At 43.2% G+C, this 21,313-nt stretch carries 24 protein-coding genes and 1 pseudogene; 10 read left to right on the top strand and 15 right to left on the bottom strand.

The window, feature by feature from the left end; genetic code table 11:
* Window positions 1–74 precede the first annotated feature (74 nt).
* The 3 genes from CJ305_RS07585 to CJ305_RS07575 are packed head-to-tail and all read left to right on the top strand — an operon-like array spanning window position 75 to window position 2,567.
* Entirely contained in the window at window positions 75–851 is a 777-nt protein-coding gene (locus tag CJ305_RS07585; RefSeq protein WP_189319405.1) for a DUF3050 domain-containing protein, read from the top strand.
* A gap of 41 nt (window positions 852–892) precedes the next feature.
* Window positions 893–1,789 (top strand): metallophosphoesterase, encoded by an 897-nt coding sequence (locus tag CJ305_RS07580; protein WP_099645659.1) that lies wholly within the window; start codon window positions 893–895, stop codon window positions 1,787–1,789.
* A 22-nt stretch (window positions 1,790–1,811) separates the two neighbouring features.
* Window positions 1,812–2,567 carry an SGNH/GDSL hydrolase family protein gene (locus CJ305_RS07575; RefSeq protein WP_099645658.1) on the top strand — a complete coding sequence of 252 codons (756 nt, stop codon included), beginning with the start codon at window positions 1,812–1,814 and terminating at the stop codon, window positions 2,565–2,567.
* A 23-nt stretch (window positions 2,568–2,590) separates the two neighbouring features.
* On the opposite strand, the gene CJ305_RS07570 is transcribed toward CJ305_RS07575, so the two are convergent.
* From CJ305_RS07570 to trmB, 7 genes are all read right to left on the bottom strand, one after another.
* Entirely contained in the window at window positions 2,591–2,911 is a 321-nt protein-coding gene (locus tag CJ305_RS07570; RefSeq protein ID WP_099645657.1) for a 2Fe-2S iron-sulfur cluster-binding protein, read from the bottom strand.
* A gap of 121 nt (window positions 2,912–3,032) precedes the next feature.
* Window positions 3,033–3,947: a hydroxypyruvate isomerase family protein gene (locus CJ305_RS07565; protein WP_099645656.1), complete on the bottom strand. Its 915-nt coding sequence runs from the start codon at window positions 3,945–3,947 to the stop codon at window positions 3,033–3,035.
* 117 nt (window positions 3,948–4,064) lie between these two features.
* The gene (locus tag CJ305_RS07560) at window positions 4,065–4,307 is read right to left on the bottom strand and encodes a NifU family protein (RefSeq protein ID WP_099645655.1); all 243 of its coding nucleotides are present in this window, start codon (window positions 4,305–4,307) and stop codon (window positions 4,065–4,067) included.
* 4 nt (window positions 4,308–4,311) lie between these two features.
* Window positions 4,312–5,448 carry an Mrp/NBP35 family ATP-binding protein gene (locus CJ305_RS07555; protein WP_099645654.1) on the bottom strand — a complete coding sequence of 379 codons (1,137 nt, stop codon included), beginning with the start codon at window positions 5,446–5,448 and terminating at the stop codon, window positions 4,312–4,314.
* 114 nt (window positions 5,449–5,562) lie between these two features.
* Complete coding sequence (locus CJ305_RS07550; RefSeq protein WP_099645653.1) at window positions 5,563–5,907, bottom strand: MGMT family protein; 345 nt, start codon at window positions 5,905–5,907, stop codon at window positions 5,563–5,565.
* 1 nt (window position 5,908) lies between these two features.
* The gene (locus tag CJ305_RS07545; protein WP_099645652.1) at window positions 5,909–6,526 is read right to left on the bottom strand and encodes a LysE family translocator; all 618 of its coding nucleotides are present in this window, start codon (window positions 6,524–6,526) and stop codon (window positions 5,909–5,911) included.
* A 6-nt stretch (window positions 6,527–6,532) separates the two neighbouring features.
* Complete coding sequence (gene trmB / locus CJ305_RS07540) at window positions 6,533–7,207, bottom strand: tRNA (guanosine(46)-N7)-methyltransferase TrmB (RefSeq protein ID WP_099645651.1); 675 nt, start codon at window positions 7,205–7,207, stop codon at window positions 6,533–6,535.
* A gap of 473 nt (window positions 7,208–7,680) precedes the next feature.
* Here trmB and CJ305_RS19780 point away from each other — a divergent pair.
* Window positions 7,681–8,370, top strand: a pseudogene (locus CJ305_RS19780) (glycosyltransferase); the annotation flags it as partial.
* Window positions 8,371–8,457: 87 nt separating this feature from the next.
* Here the strand turns inward: CJ305_RS19780 and CJ305_RS07530 are convergent.
* Complete coding sequence (locus tag CJ305_RS07530) at window positions 8,458–9,543, bottom strand: sensor histidine kinase (protein ID WP_099645650.1); 1,086 nt, start codon at window positions 9,541–9,543, stop codon at window positions 8,458–8,460.
* Entirely contained in the window at window positions 9,544–10,227 is a 684-nt protein-coding gene (locus CJ305_RS07525; protein ID WP_099645649.1) for a response regulator transcription factor, read from the bottom strand.
* A gap of 161 nt (window positions 10,228–10,388) precedes the next feature.
* Here CJ305_RS07525 and CJ305_RS07520 point away from each other — a divergent pair, with 161 nt between their 5' ends.
* The gene (locus CJ305_RS07520) at window positions 10,389–11,366 is read left to right on the top strand and encodes a LuxE/PaaK family acyltransferase (RefSeq protein WP_099645648.1); all 978 of its coding nucleotides are present in this window, start codon (window positions 10,389–10,391) and stop codon (window positions 11,364–11,366) included.
* Between the two features lie 119 nt (window positions 11,367–11,485).
* Here the strand turns inward: CJ305_RS07520 and CJ305_RS07515 are convergent, their stop codons facing one another.
* From CJ305_RS07515 to CJ305_RS07505, 3 genes are all read right to left on the bottom strand, one after another.
* Window positions 11,486–11,899, bottom strand: coding sequence for a hypothetical protein (locus CJ305_RS07515; protein WP_099645647.1), 414 nt, complete (start codon window positions 11,897–11,899; stop codon window positions 11,486–11,488).
* The gene (locus tag CJ305_RS07510; RefSeq protein WP_099645646.1) at window positions 11,896–12,366 is read right to left on the bottom strand and encodes an Lrp/AsnC ligand binding domain-containing protein; all 471 of its coding nucleotides are present in this window, start codon (window positions 12,364–12,366) and stop codon (window positions 11,896–11,898) included. The genes CJ305_RS07515 and CJ305_RS07510 overlap by 4 nt, the downstream gene beginning before the upstream one ends.
* A 98-nt stretch (window positions 12,367–12,464) precedes the next feature.
* Window positions 12,465–13,829 carry a saccharopine dehydrogenase family protein gene (locus CJ305_RS07505; RefSeq protein WP_099645645.1) on the bottom strand — a complete coding sequence of 455 codons (1,365 nt, stop codon included), beginning with the start codon at window positions 13,827–13,829 and terminating at the stop codon, window positions 12,465–12,467.
* Window positions 13,830–13,980: 151 nt separating this feature from the next.
* On the opposite strand from CJ305_RS07505, the gene CJ305_RS07500 reads away from it, so the two are divergent.
* The gene (locus tag CJ305_RS07500; RefSeq protein WP_099645644.1) at window positions 13,981–14,367 is read left to right on the top strand and encodes a DUF423 domain-containing protein; all 387 of its coding nucleotides are present in this window, start codon (window positions 13,981–13,983) and stop codon (window positions 14,365–14,367) included.
* Between the two features lie 71 nt (window positions 14,368–14,438).
* A complete protein-coding gene (gene pckA / locus CJ305_RS07495) occupies window positions 14,439–16,049 on the top strand; it encodes a phosphoenolpyruvate carboxykinase (ATP) (protein ID WP_099645643.1) in 1,611 nt (536 codons plus the stop codon).
* Window positions 16,050–16,123: 74 nt separating this feature from the next.
* On the opposite strand, the gene CJ305_RS07490 is transcribed toward pckA, so the two are convergent.
* Window positions 16,124–16,873, bottom strand: coding sequence for a uroporphyrinogen-III synthase (locus CJ305_RS07490; protein WP_099645896.1), 750 nt, complete (start codon window positions 16,871–16,873; stop codon window positions 16,124–16,126).
* Between the two features lie 17 nt (window positions 16,874–16,890).
* Complete coding sequence (locus tag CJ305_RS07485) at window positions 16,891–17,556, bottom strand: DUF4271 domain-containing protein (protein ID WP_099645642.1); 666 nt, start codon at window positions 17,554–17,556, stop codon at window positions 16,891–16,893.
* Between the two features lie 105 nt (window positions 17,557–17,661).
* Between CJ305_RS07485 and CJ305_RS07480 the strand changes: the two genes are divergently transcribed.
* The 3 genes from CJ305_RS07480 to CJ305_RS07470 are packed head-to-tail and all read left to right on the top strand — an operon-like array spanning window position 17,662 to window position 20,213.
* On the top strand, window positions 17,662–18,393 hold the full coding sequence (locus CJ305_RS07480) for a polyprenol monophosphomannose synthase (RefSeq protein WP_099645641.1): 732 nt from the start codon (window positions 17,662–17,664) through the stop codon (window positions 18,391–18,393).
* Window positions 18,394–18,396: 3 nt separating this feature from the next.
* Entirely contained in the window at window positions 18,397–19,737 is a 1,341-nt protein-coding gene (locus tag CJ305_RS07475) for a dihydroorotase (protein ID WP_099645640.1), read from the top strand.
* Window positions 19,737–20,213: a DUF4296 domain-containing protein gene (locus CJ305_RS07470; RefSeq protein WP_099645639.1), complete on the top strand. Its 477-nt coding sequence runs from the start codon at window positions 19,737–19,739 to the stop codon at window positions 20,211–20,213. Before CJ305_RS07475 ends, CJ305_RS07470 begins: the two co-directional genes overlap by 1 nt.
* On the opposite strand, the gene CJ305_RS07465 is transcribed toward CJ305_RS07470, so the two are convergent.
* Complete coding sequence (locus CJ305_RS07465) at window positions 20,203–21,207, bottom strand: NAD-dependent epimerase/dehydratase family protein (protein WP_189319404.1); 1,005 nt, start codon at window positions 21,205–21,207, stop codon at window positions 20,203–20,205. The genes CJ305_RS07470 and CJ305_RS07465 overlap by 11 nt on opposite strands.
* Between the last annotated feature and the right edge of the window lie 106 nt (window positions 21,208–21,313).

Here is a 21,313-nt window from a genome sequence, read left to right as displayed (position 1 = left end):
TTCATAGATATTATCTAATTGAAATGTATAGGCGTATTGCTGACGTTTATTAATTTTGCAAAAAATTAATTGCGATGATACAGGATATTGAAAAAGCGATTGCTCCGTTTCAGGAGGAGCTTCTTAATCACAGCCTCTATAAAAAACTCAAAACTCCTGAAGATCTGAAGATTTTTATGCAGCATCATGTCTTTGCTGTATGGGATTTTATGTCGCTGCTTAAGTCATTGCAATACGATCTTACTAAAGTTTCAACGCCCTGGTATCCTTTGGGAAATCCCGAGGTGCGCTACCTCATCAACGAGATTGTTTTGGCTGAGGAAACCGACGTAAATATGGACGGAAAGCGCCAGAGTCATTTTGAGATGTATCTGGATGCTATGAAAAAGTCGGAAGCCTCTCTAGATCAGATCAATGCATTTTTAAACCACATCATACACGGCACCGATATATTTTTGGTAATCGCCGTCAGTGAAATTCCGGATAGCGTTAAAGAATTTTTGCGCTTTACCTTTGAAACCATTTCTGAAGGGAAACCGCATAAAATAGCTGCTGCCTTTACCTTTGGCCGTGAAGACCTCATCCCCGATATGTTTACTCAGATTATTGGAAACATCATCAAAAATTTCCCACAGGAAGATCTCACGCTATTTAAATACTACTTTGACCGTCATATAGAACTTGACGGCGACGAGCACGGCCCTATGGCTCTTAAAATGATTGAAGAACTTTGTGGTACTGACCTGATGAAGTGGGAAGAAGCCCGTCATACTGCGGTTACGGCACTTAAAAAGCGTATCATTTTGTGGAATGGCATCGAGAAGGAAATCAACTCTAAAATAACCGCATAAACCAGCTTATCGTATCTTTAAAGGATTGTATACGATAGCAAATGTCTTCAAGAAGCCGTTTTAACCGGGCGTTTCAGGATGCCAAAGTAATTCCGTTTAACGATACGGATAAGTTTATACTTTTTAGCGATTGCCATCGCGGGGACAACAGCGGTGCAGACGATTTTGCAAACAACCGCAACATCTACTTTCATGCCCTCCAGCAGTATTATAAAAACGGGTTTACCTATTGTGAACTGGGAGATGGCGATGAGCTTTGGGAAAATCTGCATTTTTCTACCCTATACGAGTCCCATCAAAATGTCTACGAACTGATGCGTAAGTTTTATCTGGAAAACAGACTGCATCTGGTCTGGGGCAACCACGATATGATTTACAAAAACCCGTCGCAGGTCAAAAAAAATCTGCATTCGCATTTTGATCGAAGAACAGGTGAGGAAAGACCGCTTTTTCCTGGGATTGAAGTACACGAGTCATTAATTCTGAAAAACGAACAAAGTGGGCAGGAACTCTTTTTGTGTCATGGGCATCAGGCAGACTGGATGAATTATGTGGGCTGGCGTTTTAACCGCTTTATGGTTAGGGTCCTGTGGCGGCCATTACAGGGAGCGGGTATTTCTGACCCTACCAGCCCGGCTAAAAATTATCTCGAACTCAAAAAAGTGGAACGCCGCACCAAAAAATGGATTATTGAGCGCAACAACCAGTTTACGATTACCGGTCATACACACCGGCCCCGTTTTCCAGAACCGGGTGATATTGCCTATTTTAATGACGGAAGCTGTGTACACCCCCGAAGCATTACCGGTCTGGAAATTGAAAACGGCTTTATCTCGCTCATCAAATGGCAAATAGCGACCACCGATGACGGGGTCCTTAAGATTGTTCGCATTTTGCTGGAAGGTCCGCAGAAACTCATCGATTATAAAACCAATTGAGCCCCCAACTCGTAGATTTAGTATGAAAGCTCTAGCATTTTACTTTTCACTTGCATTCCTGCTACTAGGTTGTGGCGCAGCAGACGACCCCATTACCTTTCAGGAGCCGGAATCAGAACTACCTTCCGAAAATCCTGAACCCAACCCATCTGATGCCGAACTAAGCGGAACGTATAATTATCTGGCTTTGGGAGATAGTTATACCATTGGTGAAAGCGTATGCGCGACCTGCAATTACCCGATGCAGCTTAAAGCCGCATTTGAAAATGAAACAGAAGCCGACCTGTCTGTCAAAATCATTGCCCGAACGGGTTGGCGTACCGAAAGCCTTATTCAAGCAATTAAAGGGGAAAACCCGGCACAAAATCAGGATTTGGTAACCCTGCTCATTGGAGTAAATAATCAGTATCAGGGTGGAAGCCTGGAAACCTATAAAACCGAGTTTAAAGAATTACTGGAAACAGCTGTGAAGCTGGCCAAAGGAGACCGGGATCGGGTTGTGGTACTTTCCATACCTGATTATGCGTTTACGCCTTTTGGCCAAAGCACTACAAACCCGGAAGAAATAACAGCCGAAATCAACGCGTTTAACGACGCAGCTAAAAGCATCACAATAGCTTCTGACGTGAGCTTTTTGAATATTACAGACATCACCCGAAAGGGTCTTGAAGACCCGGAACTGGTAGCTATAGACAACTTGCATCCTTCCGAAAAGGCTTATGCAGAATTTGTAGAACGCTTACTTCCTGTAGCACTAGAAATTCTTAAAACGAATTAGGCCGATACCCTTAAAGTTTTGGCTTAACTCTCGGGCGCCAGTTTTACTTCGAGGCCGTTAAGATCTGGAGTAATGGGAATCTGACAACCCAGACGGCTGTTATCTTCTACGTGAAAAGCTTCCGAAAGCATAGCTTCCTCATCGTAACCCATTTCATTCAGCTTATGATCGGAGAGTACATAGCACTGGCAGGAAGCGCACATCGCCATACCACCACAGGTACCTTCAACCGGAAGTTCGTACATCTTGCACACTTCCATAAGGTTTAAATTCATATCTGTTGGAGCTTCAAGCGCGTGAGCAACTCCTTCCCGGTCAATTACGGTGATTGTGATGTCTTGCATGACAAATACGATTATGCCCTTAGGCGATTAAGAGACTCCCCGATAAGGTAAGCCATTTCAGAGCGCAAAATTAAGAAAAACTACGGATTAAGCCCTTCTAAAGTCTAGTGATTTAATAGGATTAGTACTGTACATCGCAAATACGCACACCTTCCCGTAAAGCGGCGAGCTTATCGTCGTATGTAGGTATAAATTCCTGAGCCACATAACCGGTATAGCCAGTATCCAGAATGGCCTTCATAATGGCAGGGTAATTCAATTCCTGGCTGTCATTGATCTCGTTTCTGCCGGGTACACCTCCGGTATGGTAGTGCGCGATGTACTGGTTGTAATCCCTTATGGTACGTATCACATCCCCTTCCATAATTTGCATATGGTAAATATCATAAAGCAATTTAAAATGCTCTGAACCGATGCGTTCGCACAGTTGGGCTCCCCAGGCGGTATGATCGCATTGGTAATCTTTATGGTCAACCTTGCTGTTAAGCAATTCCATAATCAAAATGACGCCTTTTTCCTCGGCTTGCTTTACAAGTGGCTGAAGACCTTCAGCACAATTGGCGATTCCCTCTTCGTCAGACAACTCCCTTCGGTTTCCTGAAAAAACAATAACGTTTTTAATTCCTTTGGCCGCTGCCTTATCAATAAGCCCGGCATATTTAGCCTGAAGATCTGCGTGATTGGCAGGATCGTTAAATCCATTTTCAATATTCGCAAACGTATCTGTAGCTACCGAGCATTTGAGTCCATACTGCTCAACCGTATCCCACTCTTCGGGTTTGAGTAAGTCAATGCCTTTAAGCCCAATCGCTGCCGCTCCCTGTGCAAAACTCTCAAGTGGCATACTCCCATAGCACCAGTAGCAGGCCGCGTGGTTGATGTTACCTTTTAATGCTATTGCTTCCTCTCTCAAAAGCTCCTCTGGCTCTTCTTTAGTTTCGGTCTTACAGCTAAGTGCGGTAAGCCCAAGGCTTGCCCCTGATGTTGCCAATGCGATATTTTTTAAGGCAGTACGCCTTCCGTTAGAGTGACCCATAATCTGAATTTTAAACCTCTAAATATATTATTAAATGTTCATATTACGCTTAAAACAAGACAAAAAAAACTGCCCGGAAAAATACCGGACAGTTGTATAGATTATTGAATATGGGTCTTAAGCGGTAATATTAATCACCTCTTCTATTTGTGGCGCGTGTTTTTTAATGGTCATTTCAACGCCGCTTTTTAGAGTCATTTGATTAACGCTACATCCTACGCAAGCCCCTTCAAGCTGTACTTTAACGGTGCGCCCGTCTTCAATGGCCAGCAAAGCAATGTCACCCCCGTCACTTTGTAAAAAAGGACGTATTTCTTCGAGAGCTGCCTCTACCTTACCTTTTAATTCTAAATCTGTCATAGCATTATTTTTTAACTGCGGCACAACCCGCCATTGTGGTGATTTTAACCGCCTCGGTAGGTGGCAAATCGGTATTGCGTTTAACAAGCTGTTCTACGCTGTTGCGAGTCATTTCTTCAAAAGCTTCGGCTAATATAGTATTTTCCTGCAATGCAGCGGGTCTTCCCACATCACCGGCTTCGCGAATGCTTTGTACCAAAGGAATCTGCGCCAAAAGCGGCACATTTAAGTCTTCGGCCAGATTACGGGCGCCTTCTTTTCCGAAGATGAAATATTTATTATCTGGTAATTCTTCGGGAGTAAACCAGGCCATATTTTCAACAATTCCAAGAACCGGAACGTTTATACTTTCCTGCTGAAACATCGCCACACCTTTTTTGGCATCTGCCAAAGCTACATTCTGCGGCGTACTCACCACAACAGCACCGGTAATGGGCATCGCCTGTACGATACTCAGGTGAATGTCACCGGTACCTGGAGGCAGGTCAACCAGAAGAAAGTCAAGTTCACCCCAGGCTGCGTCAAAAATCATTTGATTTAAAGCTTTTGAAGCCATAGGTCCGCGCCATACCACTGCCTGATCGGGACGGGTAAAAAATCCTATTGAAAGCACTTTTACGCCGTAACTCTCCACAGGTTTCATTTTTTGCTTCCCGTCTACTTTAACAGAAAGAGGTTTCTCTTCCTGCACATCAAACATCATCGGGATAGATGGCCCGTAGATATCAGCATCAAGGATACCTACTTTAAAGCCCATTTTTTGCAGGCTTACAGCCAGGTTTGCGGTGATCGTAGATTTACCAACCCCACCTTTACCGGAAGCTACTGCAATAATATTTTGTATGCCGGGAATGGGCTTCCCTTTAATTTCGTTTTTCTGCTGCTTTTCAGGAGCGTCAACCCGTACGTTTACCTTTACTTTAGCCTTCTGATGCACTTCGGCATGAATGGCTTTCATAATCTCCACTTCGGTTTTCTTCTTGGCCTGCAGACTTGGGTTTTTTATAGTTACATCTACGATGACCTCATCGCCAAAAGTAACCACATTAGTCACGGCACCACTGCTCACCATATCCTCACCTTCACCGGGTACGCTGATGGTTTTTAAAGCTTCTAAAAGGGCTTGTTTTTCTAATTTCACAACTTCTTAATTAGATTAATTCTAAAATGCAAATATAGGCCGAAAACTTCAGAAACTAAAAGACTTCCTGGTCTTTACTGAAGGTATAAAATAAGTCTGGAAACGTGATAAATTTCAGGAAAAACCAAGCTCCGTCACAGGGTCCCAAAACTTGTCTTCAAAGTTTTGCAGTTTATCCTCTTTAACCTCGTGACCTTCACTCTCGAGTAACTGCTGCATCAGATTGGTCCCCGAAAAATGATGCTTGCCGGTAAGCAGGCCATTGCGATTAAGTACCCGGTGCGCAGGCACATCGTCGCGGTTTACCGAACCATTTAGCGCATAACCCACCATACGCGAACTGCGGGCTGCCCCCAGATAACGTGCAATCGCTCCGTAAGAAGTCACCCTGCCGTACGGAATACGCTTTGTCACCTCATAAACCCGGTTAAAAAAGTTAAGTGTTTCGGGCTTTGGCATATTACATTCTGAATAAGGTGATGAGCACCAGAATAATCATAAGCCCCGCCATAAAATAATTAGAATATTTAGCGAAGTTGCGCGGCTCGTGCTGAATACGGTTAAATCCTACCACGTAGACATACAGGGAGGTAAAAGTGCCCGCCGCTGCGGCCAGTACAAACAGGCCCACTTCTAGAATACCTGCCTGTCCTTTGCTCGTGATGTTTAAAGCTGCACTAATGGCACAAAAATACGGTAGCGGCAATACATTTATGGTTGCCACGAAAACACCCTTCCAGAAACTGCGCCTTCCGCTATGCTTAGGAATTTTTACTTCTTTGACTTTATTTTTTTTGGCCTTGATAAAGAAATACACCGCGAGAATACCAAAAATCACAATCCCGGTTCGAAACAGTGTATTGCGCACGGCTTCATTGCTAAAGATATAACGAGCCAGCAATACTGCAAAAAACGCCTGAATCATCACTACTACCGAAGCTCCTATGGCCACCAATACCCCATTGCGCATACCCCGATGCACGCAGGTTTTTGCGACAGACATATTGACCAGTCCAGGGGGCAATACGCCCAGCAAGGCCGCAAAATAGGTGATAAAGAAAAGTTTGGTTATTTCCAAAGGCGGTTAATTGATCTTAAACTTGATATAGGTAATCGCTTTATCCTGTTCAAGATACTGTTTTTCGTAAAAAGTCTGAATGCCAACCACTTCTTTTGGTGCCATGTGATTGCTGTAAATATCATGATGCGCATAAAGCACCTCGTGACCCAGACCGTGAAGCAATCCCAGCGTGTAGCCGTGCATGAACTCAGAGTCGGTTTTGAGATGCATAAGCCCGTCTGGCTTAAGAATGGTTTTGTAGCGCTCCAGAAATTCGAAGTTCGTCATTCGATGTTTGGTGCGCTTGTATTTGATTTGAGGATCGGGAAAGGTGATCCAGATTTCAGAAACCTCGTTTGCCGCAAAAGCCTGATCTACCAATTCAATCTGCGTGCGTAGAAAACCCGCATTATCAATTTGCTCTTCCAAAGCGGTTTTGGCTCCGCGCCAAAAACGGGCACCTTTGATGTCAATGCCTAAAAAGTTTTTATCGGGAAATCGCTGCGCCAGGCCCACCGTATATTCTCCTTTTCCGCATCCCAACTCGAGAACCAGAGGTTTGTCGCTTTTAAAGAAATCACGGTTCCAGTTGCCTTTAAGTTTGAAGTTCCCATTGGTGATCTCTTCGCGGGTAGGTTGAACCACGTTGCTAAACGTTTCATTTTCCCTGAAACGCTTCAGTTTATTTTTGCTTCCCAAAGCCTTAGTATTAAAATTTAAAACGGCCTCAAATATACGGGTACTCCTGCAAATGCCGTTATTAAGCTAAAGCTATTCTCACGGATATTCAGTCTGTATCGTTTTTAGGACTGAAAAATATTCGGCTAGACCGGCTTTTAATCCCTTAAAATTTAGAATTCGGTTAAAAACGCTCTATATTTTAATGGTTTGATAATCTAGCGGAAACATTTAAGTATCAGTGAAGTTTCATTTTTGTACCTGTGAAAACTCAAAAAAACATACTCGTTGCACCGCTTAACTGGGGACTGGGTCACGCCACGCGCTGTATCCTGCTCATCTACGCTTTACTCGAAGATGGTTTTAACGTCATTCTGGGTAGTGATGGCGCAGCTTTGCAGTTATTGCAAAAAGAGTTTCCACAGCTTCAAAGCATCGAGTTGCCGTCTTACGATATCAAATATGCCAAAAACGGGAAAAGCTTTAAATGGAAAATGCTTTTACGCAGTCCAAAAGTCCTAAAGGCGATTCGAAAAGAGCGCGAGCAACTCAAAGTATTGGTCAAAAATGGGCAGGTAGATGGCGTGCTGTCAGACAATAGACTGGGATTATATCATACTGATATACCTACGGTCTTTATGACGCACCAGCTTCAGGTGTTGAGCGGAAAAACAACCCGAATTACTTCTGCCCTACATAGAAATTACATCCGAAAATTTGATGAATGCTGGGTGCCAGATTTTGATGGAAAACTCAATCTGAGTGGAAAGCTGGGACACCCAAAAAACTTCGACATTCCCGTAAAATACATTGGCGCTTTATCCCGTCTTGAAAAAGAGGAAGCAACTTCTTCTTACGATGTTATGGTCTTGCTTAGCGGACCCGAACCGCAACGCACCGAACTGGAAGAAATTTTACTTCATGAGCTGAAACATTACAACGGGCAGGTTCTTTTTGTACGTGGCGTTGTTGAATCAGAACAACGCGTAGAACGCCAGGGGCAGATCAAGCTCGTTAATTTTATGGAGACTCAGGATTTGCAAAAAGCCATTTGTGCCAGCGACATCATCATAAGCCGTTCGGGCTATACTACGATTATGGACTTGCTGAAATTGGGCAAAAAAGCCTTCTTCATTCCCACACCCGGGCAAACCGAACAGGAATATCTGGCGCGCAGACTTGAGGCTAAAGGCATCATTCCGTTTGCAGAGCAGGAACGCTTCAGTCTAAAAGATTTAAGCAAAGTAAAGCTGTATTCCGGTTTTGGAAATCTATTCCCCGCCTACCACGTCGACAACGGGCTTTTTAGGGAGCTCTTCGGCCTTTTCAAGGGTGAACGAAAACTCAGACCCTACTCCAAAGTCGCTTTCAACATAAATCTTTTCGTCATGGGCTTCAATAATATGTTTGACGATAGAAAGACCGAGTCCTGAACCACCCTCACGACGCGAACCACTCTTATCAACCCGGTAAAAGCGCTCAAACAAACGCGGAATGTGTTCTGAGGCGATACCTTCACCATTGTCTGTAACCCTTACAATTACTTTATTCTGAATCAGGTTCTCAATAGTTACTTCGGTGGTGCCGTCCTGTTTTCCGTATTTGATGGAGTTTACAATGAGATTAGTAAGCAACTGCTGTATGCGTTCGCGGTCTGCATTAACCATTACCGGCTTATTGTCTGCCCGCTCAAAAGCGAGTGTGATATTCTTTTTTGAGGCTTTCATCTCCAGCAACTCAAAGGTATGCTGCACGAGCTCTACCATATCAAAATATTCATAGCGCAGGTTAAGGTCGCCAACCTCCAGCTTAGCGATCATATCCAGATCGCTTACCAGGTAAACCAGACGCTCTACAGCAGCTGCGGCACGCTTGAGGTATTTTTTAAGAATGGTTTTATCTTTCATCGCCCCATCCAGCAGCGTAAGAATATAACCCTGAGTAGTAAAAAGAGGCGTTTTGAGTTCATGAGCCACGTTGCCCATAAACTCCTTCCGGTATTCCTCTCTTATTTTTAAGGATTCTATTTCCAGCTTTTTACTGGCTGCAAATCGTTCTACCTCCTTAGTAAGTGTAGACATATCTGTAGTGATTTGCCCGCGTTTAAGCGTCGTCACATCAAGCAGGGAGACGTCATCATAGATTTTTTTGACGCGTTTGTAAATAAAACGCTCAACCCGCACCTGAATCAGAAAAACAGACAGCACAAAACATACGGGGATAAAGCACAGCAGAAAAACCCAGTCAAATGCATCGTTTATATAGAAAAAAACGCTCACAAAGAGCGTTAGACAGACCGTTATATACATCGATGAGAAAATCGCAAAACGGTATGATTTTTTAAAACTGGCTGCCATTTACACTACAAATTTATAGCCTACTCCTTTAATGGTTTTAAACTTTTTGTTGCCTATTTTTTCGCGCAGCTTACGTATGTGAACGTCAATGGTTCTGCCGCCTACCACAACTTCATTACCCCAAACCTTGTCCAGAATATCCTCGCGCTTAAACACCTTACCGGGTTTTGAAGCCAGCAGCGAGAGCAATTCAAACTCCTTGCGGGGCAAGATCATCTCTTTCTTGTCTTTGATGATTTTATATTCTTCGCGGTTGATGATAAGGTCTCCAATTTTTAAGGAAGCGTCAGTCTCTTCCTCTTCCTTAAGTCTACGCAGCAAAGCCTTTACTTTACTCACTAAAACTTTAGGCTTTATGGGCTTGGTGATGTAATCATCTGCCCCGGCATCGTAGCCGGCTACCTGAGAATAATCTTCGCCACGAGCCGTTAAAAAGGTAATGATGGTTTCTTCCTGGCCGGGTAGCTTCCGTATTTGTTCGCAGGCTTCAATCCCATCCATCTCGGGCATCATCACGTCAAGAATGATCAGATGTGGGTTGTGCTTTTTGGTCATTTTAACACCTTCCTTGCCATTTGAAGCGGTAAGCACCTGGTAACCCTCGTTGCTCAGGTTGTAACCTATGATCTCCAGGATATCCGGTTCATCGTCAACGAGCAAAATCTTTATCTCTTTTTTCTTCATCAGTATAAAAGATTTAATGTAGCCGTAAAGATAAGTTTTAAATCGGGCTGCACGCGGCTTGTAAAATTTGGTAACATTAAAATAAAATAACAGTTTGTTTAAAAATAATAAATGTTCGAATGCTTTTCAATTTAAATACCTTTGCAGTCCTATTTTAGCCTATGCTGCCCCAACGCATTTTTGACATAAAAACCCCTGCGCAATTTAATCTGGCTGCGCTTCAATCCTTCCAGTATCAATGGGAGCACAACCCGGTTTACCGTCAGTTTTGCGAGCATCTCAACGTCAAACCGGAAGCGGTTACGCGGCCGGAAGATATTCCGTTTTTACCTATTCAGTTTTTTAAAGAATTTACCATTACGGCTTCAGAAAACCCGGTACAAACTATTTTTACCAGCAGTGGCACCACCGGCAGCATCACCAGTAAACATCATGTGGTTGATCTCAAACTTTACGAGCAAAGCTTTCGCGAAAGCTTTAAACTGCATTACGGCGATGTAAAAGATTATACCATTCTTGCCCTGCTGCCTGCATACCTGGAGCGCACCGGTTCTTCGCTTATTTATATGGTTGACCGGCTTATTCAGGACAGTAACAAGCCCAATAGCGGATTTTACCTCAATAATTATGAAGCTTTAAGCGAAAAGCTTAGCGTTTTAGACGCCGCCGGCGAAAAAGTGCTGCTTATAGGAGTCTCTTTTGCACTGCTTGATCTGGTGGAGCAATATGATTTTAAGCTGAAGCATAGCATTGTTATGGAAACCGGAGGGATGAAAGGCCGCCGAAAAGAACTCATACGCGAAGAATTACACGCCATTTTGAAGGAAGGTTTTGGTGTAGATGCCATACACAGTGAGTATGGGATGACCGAGCTGCTTTCTCAGGGCTACTCTGCCGGAAACGGGATTTTTACCCTGCCTCCCTGGATGCAGATTTATATGCGCGATACCGAAGATGCGCTGCAACTGGTTGAACCCGGAAAAACCGGCGGCATAAACGTGATCGACCTTGCCAATCACTACTCCTGCCCCTTTATCGCTACGCAGGATTTAGGAAAAAAAACAGACGATACTCACTTCGAAATCCTGGGTCGTTTTGACGCTTCAGACGTGCGCGGCTGCAATCTGATGGTGCTGTAAAAAATTTTGAAAAATCGTGTAAGTAAAAAAGTATATAACCGACTTAATGAGTGTTCATAATTGGTTGGTTAGTTAAGTTGGAAAACCCGGATGCTTTTGGTTAGGAAGCACCGGGTTTTTTAGTTTTTAAAAATGGGCATTACCTCATTTTCGATAAATGCATTTAATTCTTCAAAGGGTTTTTCGCTCCAGTAACCGACTTCGATTCCAGATTTATAATTATGAATAGAAATTTGAGGTGTCTCAGGATCTAACCCAATTACGAGCGCAAAATTTTTAAATAAAAAGTGAGCATAGCTGTCTTTAGTATTAGCTATATTCATAATTCCCGAACATTTCCCTGTAGGCCTTACTGCCTTATAAAATCGCAAGCAGTGGAAAATTAAAGGATACTTGATGGATAGAAATTGATAAAAATCAGACCCAAAACCTTCGTATCGAAGCTTAAATTCTTCAAATGATTCTTCCTCTACCTCAACACACTCGTAATCGAACAAGTTTTGAATCTCTTCAGGAGTTAAGCTTTCAATCATACCTGAATCTGCCTTTCGATCTGCTGATTCAGTGAAATAAAAGTTTCTGTACGGGAAACCCCATCAATCGCCTGAATTTTCTTGTTGAGCAGGTGCATCAAATGCTCGTTATTTTTACACAGAATCTTGATAAAAATAGACCAGTTACCGGTGGTGTAATGGCATTCTATAACTTCTGGAATTTCTTCGAGTTGCTTTACCGCTTTGGGGTTGCTCACCGCGCGGTCCAGGTAAATGCCAATAAACGCCATCGTGTTGTAGCCTAATATTTTCGGATCGATGATAAAACGCGAACCCGTGATGAGTTTGGCCTTTTCAAGCTTGCGCAGGCGTTGATGAATTGCCGCTCCCGATATTCCTACTTTACGGGCGATTTCCAGAATGGGCTTACGGGCATCGGTCATCAGCTCACGCAAAATGATTTTATCAATACCGTCTATCGCGATTTCTTCGTTTACAACTTTCATCTGATGATTTTAAATTGATATTTGAAACTAAAATAGACAATAAACTAACTAAATAACATCTTAAGACCCAAAAACACTTCAGTCATTAAGCCATAAACCTACTGATGATGCGGATTGTAACCTAAATACGGAACCTCGTATTCTTTAAAATGAATCCCGTATTGGGTGAGTTCGTCAAGAATGGGTTCGTAAACTTCACGGTCAATAGGCAGTTGTACACCGGGTTTGGTGATTTTCCCATCCAAAATTTTAAGCGCCGCAATGCCCACCGGTAAACCCACCGTTTTAGCCATAGCGGTGTAGGTTTGATTTTCACCCTCCAGAACCATTGTAGCATCTATCTGTTTTTTCTCTCCGTTGAGTTCGTACCCAAACTTGTGGTACATCACGATCATGTCTTTATCCTCGGGAGCGAGCGTCCACTGGTCTTCGAGAATGCGCTGCAGGCATTGCGCGGGGCTCGCATTCTTCAATCCCAACTGTTTATGATCGTTAAACAGATCGAGTTCGAGCAATTTATCCCACAACAAATCGTCCTGGTCTATCTTCAGGCCATGTCTTAGTTTCAGCTCAACGGAATCGGTAGGTGAATACGGCAGAAAAAGATTGGTAAACTCGCGGTACGACATGGTTTCGGTATCCTGAAGCGTGTAGCTGTCATCCGTCATCCCAAGTTGAACAAACAGATTCCAGGCACGTGAGAAACCAACCCGTCGAATGGTGCCGCGGTATAAAGTCAAAATAGCATCCAGCCCATAAATGCTTCGGTATTTAAGCGAATTGCGATTGGCATAGGCTTCAAATCTCCCGTAGCCTTCCACATCCAGAAATTCGGTGCGTCTAAACAGACGGTGATACGGGATGTATTTGTAGGTTCCTTCCTGAATAAATTCCGCAGCGCCACCCTGCCCCGCAAGCACTACATTTCGCGGGTTCCAGGTAAATTTGTAATTCCACAGGTTGGTATCGCTTTGGGGAGCGACCAGACCGCCACAAAAAGATTCAAAAAGTAACATCCTGCCACCGGCATCGCGTATGCGGTCTATCACCTGCATCGCGCTCATATGATCAATACCCGGGTCAAGACCTATCTCATTCATAAAAATTAGGCCTTTGGCTTTTACCTCGGCATCCAAACTCAGCATCGCATCACTTATATAGGAAGCGGTAACCATGTTTTTACCAAATTTCAGGCAATCGCGGGCAACCTCAATGTGCAGGGCCGCGGGCAACATACTAATGACCAGATGCGCTTCCAGAATAAACTGTTGCCGTGCTGCCGCATCGTCAATATTGAGCTCTACCGCCTCGGTATTGGGGTGTGACGCGCAGGCTTTAGTCGCCTGTTGCAAATCGCGATCTGCTACTACCAGGTGTAATTGCTGCTCCTGAGATTTATGGGAAAGGTATTTTATGAGTTGGGCGGTTGACTTTCCGGCACCGATTATTAAGATTTTTCGCATAGGAATGTAGTATTTTTGCCAAAGTTTAATTTACACAATTGCACTGCATAAAATGGATGTTTCATAAGCATTCTGTGAAGCTTTAAATCAGGTTTTTGAATAAGTATCTTCAGTAGTATTCAGCTGCAATTGCATTAACGCTTTGTGATACATGAAAAAGAATATGCTCATTACCGGTTCTATCTTAGGTCTTCTTGCTGTCATCTTTGGTGCCTTTGGTGCTCACGGACTAAAAGAAAGCCTAACTCCCGAGGCTCTAAACTCGTTTGAAACCGGTGTGCGCTACCAGATGTATCACGCCCTACTCATGCTTCTTGCGGCTGCAAGCTTTTCACTATCGCAGAAAGCTTTAAAAGCACTTTTTTACCTGTTGCTAAGTGGTATTTTGCTCTTCAGCGGTTCCATCTATTTGCTCACCACAAGACCACTTACCGGTATCGATATTAGTGCTATTGCATGGGTGACTCCCATAGGCGGAGCCTTGCTAATTGCGGGCTGGGCATTACTGGTGTTCAACTTTATCAGATTCACAAAATAATTAGTTAAAATTAGAAAATTGAATTTATTATTACCGTAGTTTTGCGGTGTATTTATCAAAAATTCAATTTTATGGCTTTATCTGCCCTATTTACGAAAACGATTTCGTTGTCGCAATACGGAATCAAAAATGCAACAATCGCTTATCAACTTGACCCCGAAGAGCTACACGCTATTTGTGTAGAAAATGGTCAGGGAACAACCACCTCAACCGGTGCACTTGCGATCAATACCGGTACTTTTACCGGAAGGTCTCCAAAAGACCGATTTATCGTCATTGATGAGCATACCCGGGATCAGGTTTGGTGGGGAGAAATCAACATCCCATTTGATAAGACCAAATTTGAGCAGCTGCGTAAGCGGATGCTCACCTACCTTTCAGACCGAAATCTTTTTGTGCGCGACGCATTTGCCTGCGCTGATGCCCGTTACCGCATAGGTATTCGTGTAATCAACGAGAATGCCTGGTCAAATTTATTTGCTTATAATATGTTTCTGCGTCCTACCGAAGCAGAACTCGATAACTTCAAAGAAGACTGGCTCATTCTTAATGCTCCCGGATTTAAAGCAAATCCTGAGCTTGACGGCACGCGTCAGGAAAATTTTGCCATCATCAGCTTTGAAGAGAAGACCGTTTTGATAGGCGGTACCGGCTATACAGGCGAAATCAAAAAAAGTATCTTTTCGGTACTTAACTTTCTATTGCCGGTAACACAGGAAACCCTACCCATGCACTGCTCGGCTAATGTGGGTGAAAATGGGGAAACCGCGGTCTTTTTCGGACTTTCGGGCACCGGAAAAACCACACTGAGCGCAGATCCCGATCGCAAGCTTATAGGCGATGACGAGCACGGCTGGACACCAGACAATACCATATTCAATTTCGAAGGCGGTTGTTATGCCAAAGTGATAAACCTTTCTGAAGAGCAGGAACCAGACATATTTAATGCGATTACAGCCGGTGCCCTGCTTGAAAATGTAGTGTTAGATGCTGATGGCGAAGTAGATTTTAGCGACACGTCAATCACACAAAATACACGGGTCAGTTATCCCATTCACCACATCAGCAACATTCAGTCACCTTCAATCGGTAAAAACCCAAAGAATATCTTTTTCCTGACTGCCGATGCCTTTGGCGTTCTGCCTCCTATTTCCAAATTGACTCCGGGACAGGCTGCTTATCATTTTATAAGCGGTTACACCGCAAAAGTGGCAGGTACCGAAGCCGGAGTCAACGAACCCGTGCCTTCGTTTTCAGCTTGTTTTGGCGCTCCCTTTATGCCGCTCCATCCTACCGTTTATGCTGAAATGCTCAGCGATAAGATGAAAGAAGCCGGTGTAAATGTTTGGCTCATCAATACCGGCTGGACCGGCGGGCCTTACGGAATAGGCAAGCGTATGGCTTTAAAATATACCCGGGCGATGATTAATGCCGCTTTGAGCGGAGCTTTAGGCGAAGTAACCCACGAGAATTATCACATTCACTCCGTTTTTGGAGTTGCGCAGCCTCGCACCTGCCCAGGAGTTCCTAATAGTGTTTTGAGTCCGCGACAAACCTGGAATAACGATGAGGGTTATTATAAAACAGCCCACAAACTCGCTGCAGCATTTAAGAATAACTTTAAAAAATTTGAAGCTTACGCCAGTGAAGAGATTATGGCAGGGCAACCACCCTTGGGCTAGACAGCGTAGACAAACAAAAAAAAGACCGTTCAGAAATTCTGAACGGTCTTTTTTATTTTAGGATGTTGAGTTCCCTATTTTTTATTGTTTACCTCGTCTATATACTTTTCTAAAGCCATAGTCATGGAAGGCGTTTCTGGTGTAGGGGCCATAATGTTTACTTTAAGACCGGCTTCTTCAACGGCACGAACGGTAGAATTCCCAAAAACCGCGATCCGAGTATCGTTTTGCTTAAAGTCCGGGAAATTTTCAAATAAAGATTTGATACCACTTGGACTAAAGAAAACCAGAATATCATAAGTCACATCTTTAAGGTGCGACAAATCACTGGTAACGGTTCGGTAAAAAATACCCCGTTCCCAATTCAGATTCAATTCTTCAAGTACTTTAGGAACTTCGGGTTTTAATATGTCTGAAGATGGAAGCAAAAACTTCTCATTCTTATACTTCTTAAGCGTAGGCCCAAGTTCTGTAAAGGTGCGTTTCCCTACATAGATTTTTCGCTTGCGATACACCACATATTTTTGCAGGTAATAGGCCACGGCCTCACTCTGACAGAAATACTTCAGGGTATCGGGCACTTTATAGCGCATTTCTTCTGCAATCCTGAAAAAATTGTCTACCGCATTACGGCTGGTAAGTATAATCGCCGTGTATTTATTCAGGTCTATTTTTTGATGTCTAACTTCTTTGCCTGAGACCCCTTCGACGTGGATGAAAGGAATAAAATCAACTTTTACCTTTTTCTTTTCCTGTAACTCAAAGTAGGGAGAATTTTCAACCTTTGGTTCTGGTTGTGAAACCAAAATAGTTTTCACTTTCATAGACATTCTAATAGTTTTTAGCGCACCATTTCACTAAATAGCTTATATAAAATGAAGTAGGGTGCGATTTCAAGAGCGCAAAGGTACAAAATAAAATAAAACAGGTTATTTAAAATCAACTTTTCATACCTCCGCAACGTATTGAAAAGACTGATTAAGTTAAGTATTAAAAACACACTTATAATGATTTGAAGAACCAAAAGAGAAGGTTCCAGGGCATAAACAAAAAGTGCATTTATGGGGATTAATAAAAGGGCAAAATAACTGCGGTAACTCAGCTTGTAAAACTGATAGGCATTAAGATGATCTTCGCCTTTAAAAAGAACGCCCAGAGTACGCTCTGTAAAAAACTTAAGCGACACAAAAACGACATATACTAAAGCGATCCTGATGTACCCCACCAGCGGACTTACTGAATTAAGCATTTCATATTTCTGAGCCACCAGAAAAAGAAAAAGCGACACAGATAAGAATTGTATAGTAAATAAGATCAGATTAAACGGGTGCTCAAACTGAATGTCTTTACTGGATTTAAGCAGGTATTTCTCGTTGAGAGGCAGTTCGCTGAAATCTACAAATTTTGATTCGTAGGCCACTCGGGCAGCAGCAATCAGCACCAGGCAACCCACCAATACCAGGGTGATCCAATCGTTACTTACTAAGCTTCGCTCTATTGCCTGCACGTCGCGTTTTTTGAGAGGTTAAAATTAGCATAAAACACAGAGTTTGGCCTCAGACCTCCATTATTAATATTCAAAATAAGTACATTTGCGCTTAAATCACTTTAGATGGCAAGTTCGCTCGTCATAATCCCCACCTATAACGAAGCAGAAAATATTGAGAAGCTGGTGCGCAACATATTTGCGCAACAAAGAGCTTTTGAAGTTTTGGTAGTTGACGACAACTCACCAGATGGTACCGCGACTTTAGTTAAAAGTCTGCAGCAAGAGTTTATAGATCGCTTACACCTTTTAGAACGACCCGGTAAAAATGGCCTGGGTACGGCCTATATTGCCGGCTTTAAGTGGGCATTAGAGCGCAAGTACTCGTATATATTTGAAATGGATGCAGATTTCTCCCACGCCCCTAATGATTTAGTACGGCTTTACAATGCCTGTGCCAAGGGAGATGCAGATCTGGCAATTGGTTCGCGCTATATAACCGGTGTGAATGTAGTCAACTGGCCTATGGGTAGGGTCTTGATGTCTTATATCGCATCTAAATATGTGCGGTTTATAACAGGAATGGATGTGGCCGATACAACAGCCGGATTTATATGTTATAAACGCAGGGTTTTGGAAAAAATCAATCTGGATAAAATCAAATTTGTGGGCTATGCCTTTCAGATTGAAATGAAATTTAAAGCCTATCTTCTGGGTTTTAAGATTACCGAAGTTCCTGTTATTTTTGTAGACCGTACTAAAGGTACCAGCAAAATGAGCAGCAGCATTTTTAGCGAAGCGGTTTTTGGAGTAATTACTATGAAAATGAAAAGTCTTTTTAAACGTTACGATATCTAAGAAATGGAAAAAGTTTTAATAAAAGATGCACATATCGTAAATGAAGGAAGCATCACGCATGGGGATGTTTATATTGAAGATGGCATCATCAAAGAAATTAACAGCAGCATCAGTGTAAAATCACCCGATGTGCACATTTTTGATGCTGAAGGGCGGCATTTGTTACCCGGGGTGATTGATGACCAGGTGCATTTTAGAGAGCCTGGGCTTACCCATAAGGCAGATATAGGTTCAGAATCTGCAGCAGCAGTAGCCGGGGGCATCACTTCTTTTATTGAAATGCCTAATACCAATCCGCAGACCACGACTATAGAGAAGCTGGAGGAGAAGTTTGCCATCGCGGCAAAAAGCTCCTATGCTAACTATTCATTTATGTTTGGGGGTACAAACGATAACCTCGACGAAATCAAGAGGCTCGATAAAAAAGCCTGCGCCGGTCTGAAATTATTTCTAGGAAGCTCCACCGGAAATATGCTGGTAGATGACGAGCACGTACTGCGTGAAATCTTCAAAAGCACAGACCTAGTGATCTCGGTGCATTGCGAAGATGAAGAAACCATACGTAAGAATATGGAAATCTACACCGGTCGCTACGGTGATGACATTCCTATCAATATGCACCCCATTATTCGCAGTGAGGAAGCCTGTTACCTGTCTTCTTCAAAAGCCATTGCTCTGGCAAAAGAAACCGGTGCACGTTTACACGTTTTCCATCTTTCTACCGCGAAAGAGATGGAACTGTTTACCAATAAAATTCCACTGAAAGACAAAAAAATCACGGCTGAGGTATGCATTCACCATCTTTGGTTTTCTGATGCAGATTACGATGAGAAAGGAACTTTAATTAAATGGAATCCTGCTGTTAAGACACAGAGCGATCAGGATGCGCTTTGGGAAGCTCTACTCGATGGCCGTCTGGATGTGATTGCCACAGATCACGCCCCTCATACGCTTAAAGAGAAGCAAAATGTATACACCAAAGCTCCCAGTGGCGGGCCACTGGTTCAGCACGCGCTTCCGGCGATGTTAGAGATGTATCACGAAGAAAAAATAAGCCTGGAGAAAATCGTCGAAAAAATGTGCCATAACCCGGCCATCCTTTTTGATGTGGAAAAACGCGGTTTTATAAGACCCGGCTATCATGCAGATTTGGTTCTGGTTGACCTTAACAATCCGTGGACGGTGACTAAAGAAAACATTTTGTATAAATGCAAATGGTCTCCTTTTGAAGGAAGCACCTTTAAATCGCGTATTTCGCACACCTTTGTAAACGGAAAACTGGCTTACAAAAACTTTAAGGTATACGATGAGCGTTACGGCCAGCGTTTAACTTTTGACCGATAATGCGCAAACTAAGTCTCCTGATACTCGTTTTCTTATCTATTTTGTCCTGCACAAATGTGGAGCGGCCCGAAAAGCCCGACGCATTTATTGATGAAAACAAAATGATCGATATTCTTTACGATATCAGCATCATACGCTCTCTAAAAACCTATAACATCAACGAGATGCGTACCTTAGACATCAGGCCCGAGAGTTACATCTACGAAAAGTACGATATAGACAGCACCCAGCTTGCCGAGAACATCAGCTACTACGCGGTTGACTTTAATGAATATGCTGAACTTTGGGAAAAAGTGCGCGAGCGTCTTGCTGCCAAACAGGAAGAAGTGGAGGCCGAAATTGCCAAAGGCGACAGTCTACAGCGTGTAAAATCAAAACCCATTCCTGATTCTTTAAAATCAAGAGAATTGCAGAATAAGGATAGACCAAAAGCTCTTCAGGTAAATGATTCTCTCGTGGAGCCGGTTAGCGGTTAAGGTGACGGGCTACCCGCTTCAACGTTTCAGAAAGCGGTGTGTATTCAAAATTCAATTCCTCTTTCAGCTTTGCTGAATTGTAAACACTTTCTGAATACGCAGACCGCGCGGTGCTTCTAAAGAGTTTTCGTCTTTTACCAAATAAACCGGCCAGCCAGTCTAACCGCCAGGCCAGTTCGAGTTGCCATTTTTTGAGCATTTTTGAAGGCGGCTGCACCCCAAGAGCTTCAGCAATTTTTTGAAAAAGATCCTCAAATTTCAGGTTATAGCCTACTAAAATGTAACGCTGGTTTTTGATTTCGCTTTGCATAAGCTGAAGCAAAGCTTTTACCACATCCTGTACATCTACAAAACCGGAAGCTCCGGGAACATTATAACGCAATCCTTTTTTCACCTGCCTGAAAAACGCTCCGCTACCTGAACTGTAAAAACCTTCTCCTAAAATCACTCCGGGATTGACGATCACCGCATCAAGGCCTTCCTCTGTACCGCGCCATACCTCAAGTTCTGAGGCAAATTTAGAAATGCTGTAAACGCTGTTGTCTTTATTGGCTTCCCAATGCGTTTCTTCGGTAATTGCTTTTTTAGACTCACCTAGTGCCGCCACCGAACTCACATAGCCGAATTTCTTGACCCCAAACTCCAGACTCAGATTGACCATATTTGCGGTACCTTCCACATTGATTTTCTGAAGCCGGTTAAAGCGCTTTGGGTTAAACGAAATGAGCGCAGCGCAATGATACACATAGTCCACGCCCTGAAAAGCTTCAGTCAGCGCAGGAATATCAGTCACGTCTGCTTCCACCCACTCAATGGTTTCAAAAGCAGCAGGAGTTGCCTGAACCTGCTCATTTTTCCACCGAAACAAATCGGCTACCGCATCGATACTTTTAGGAGTTCTGTAGGTGGCACGTATATTTTTTTCGCCTTGCGCGATCAATGCATACAACAGATGCGAACCCACTAAACCGGTACCTCCCGTGACTAAAATCATAGCGGCTAAGTTAACGATATTCTTGCGTTCTTGCCGTGATGCTTTGGGCATTATATTTATCTTTGCAGCCTTAAAATAGTCACGAGATGACTGGCTGCAGCTGTTT

This window comes from Leeuwenhoekiella nanhaiensis (assembly GCF_002744755.1).
Classification (GTDB): Bacteria; Bacteroidota; Bacteroidia; order Flavobacteriales; family Flavobacteriaceae; genus Leeuwenhoekiella; species Leeuwenhoekiella nanhaiensis.
This window is presented reverse-complemented; position numbering and strand designations above follow the sequence as displayed.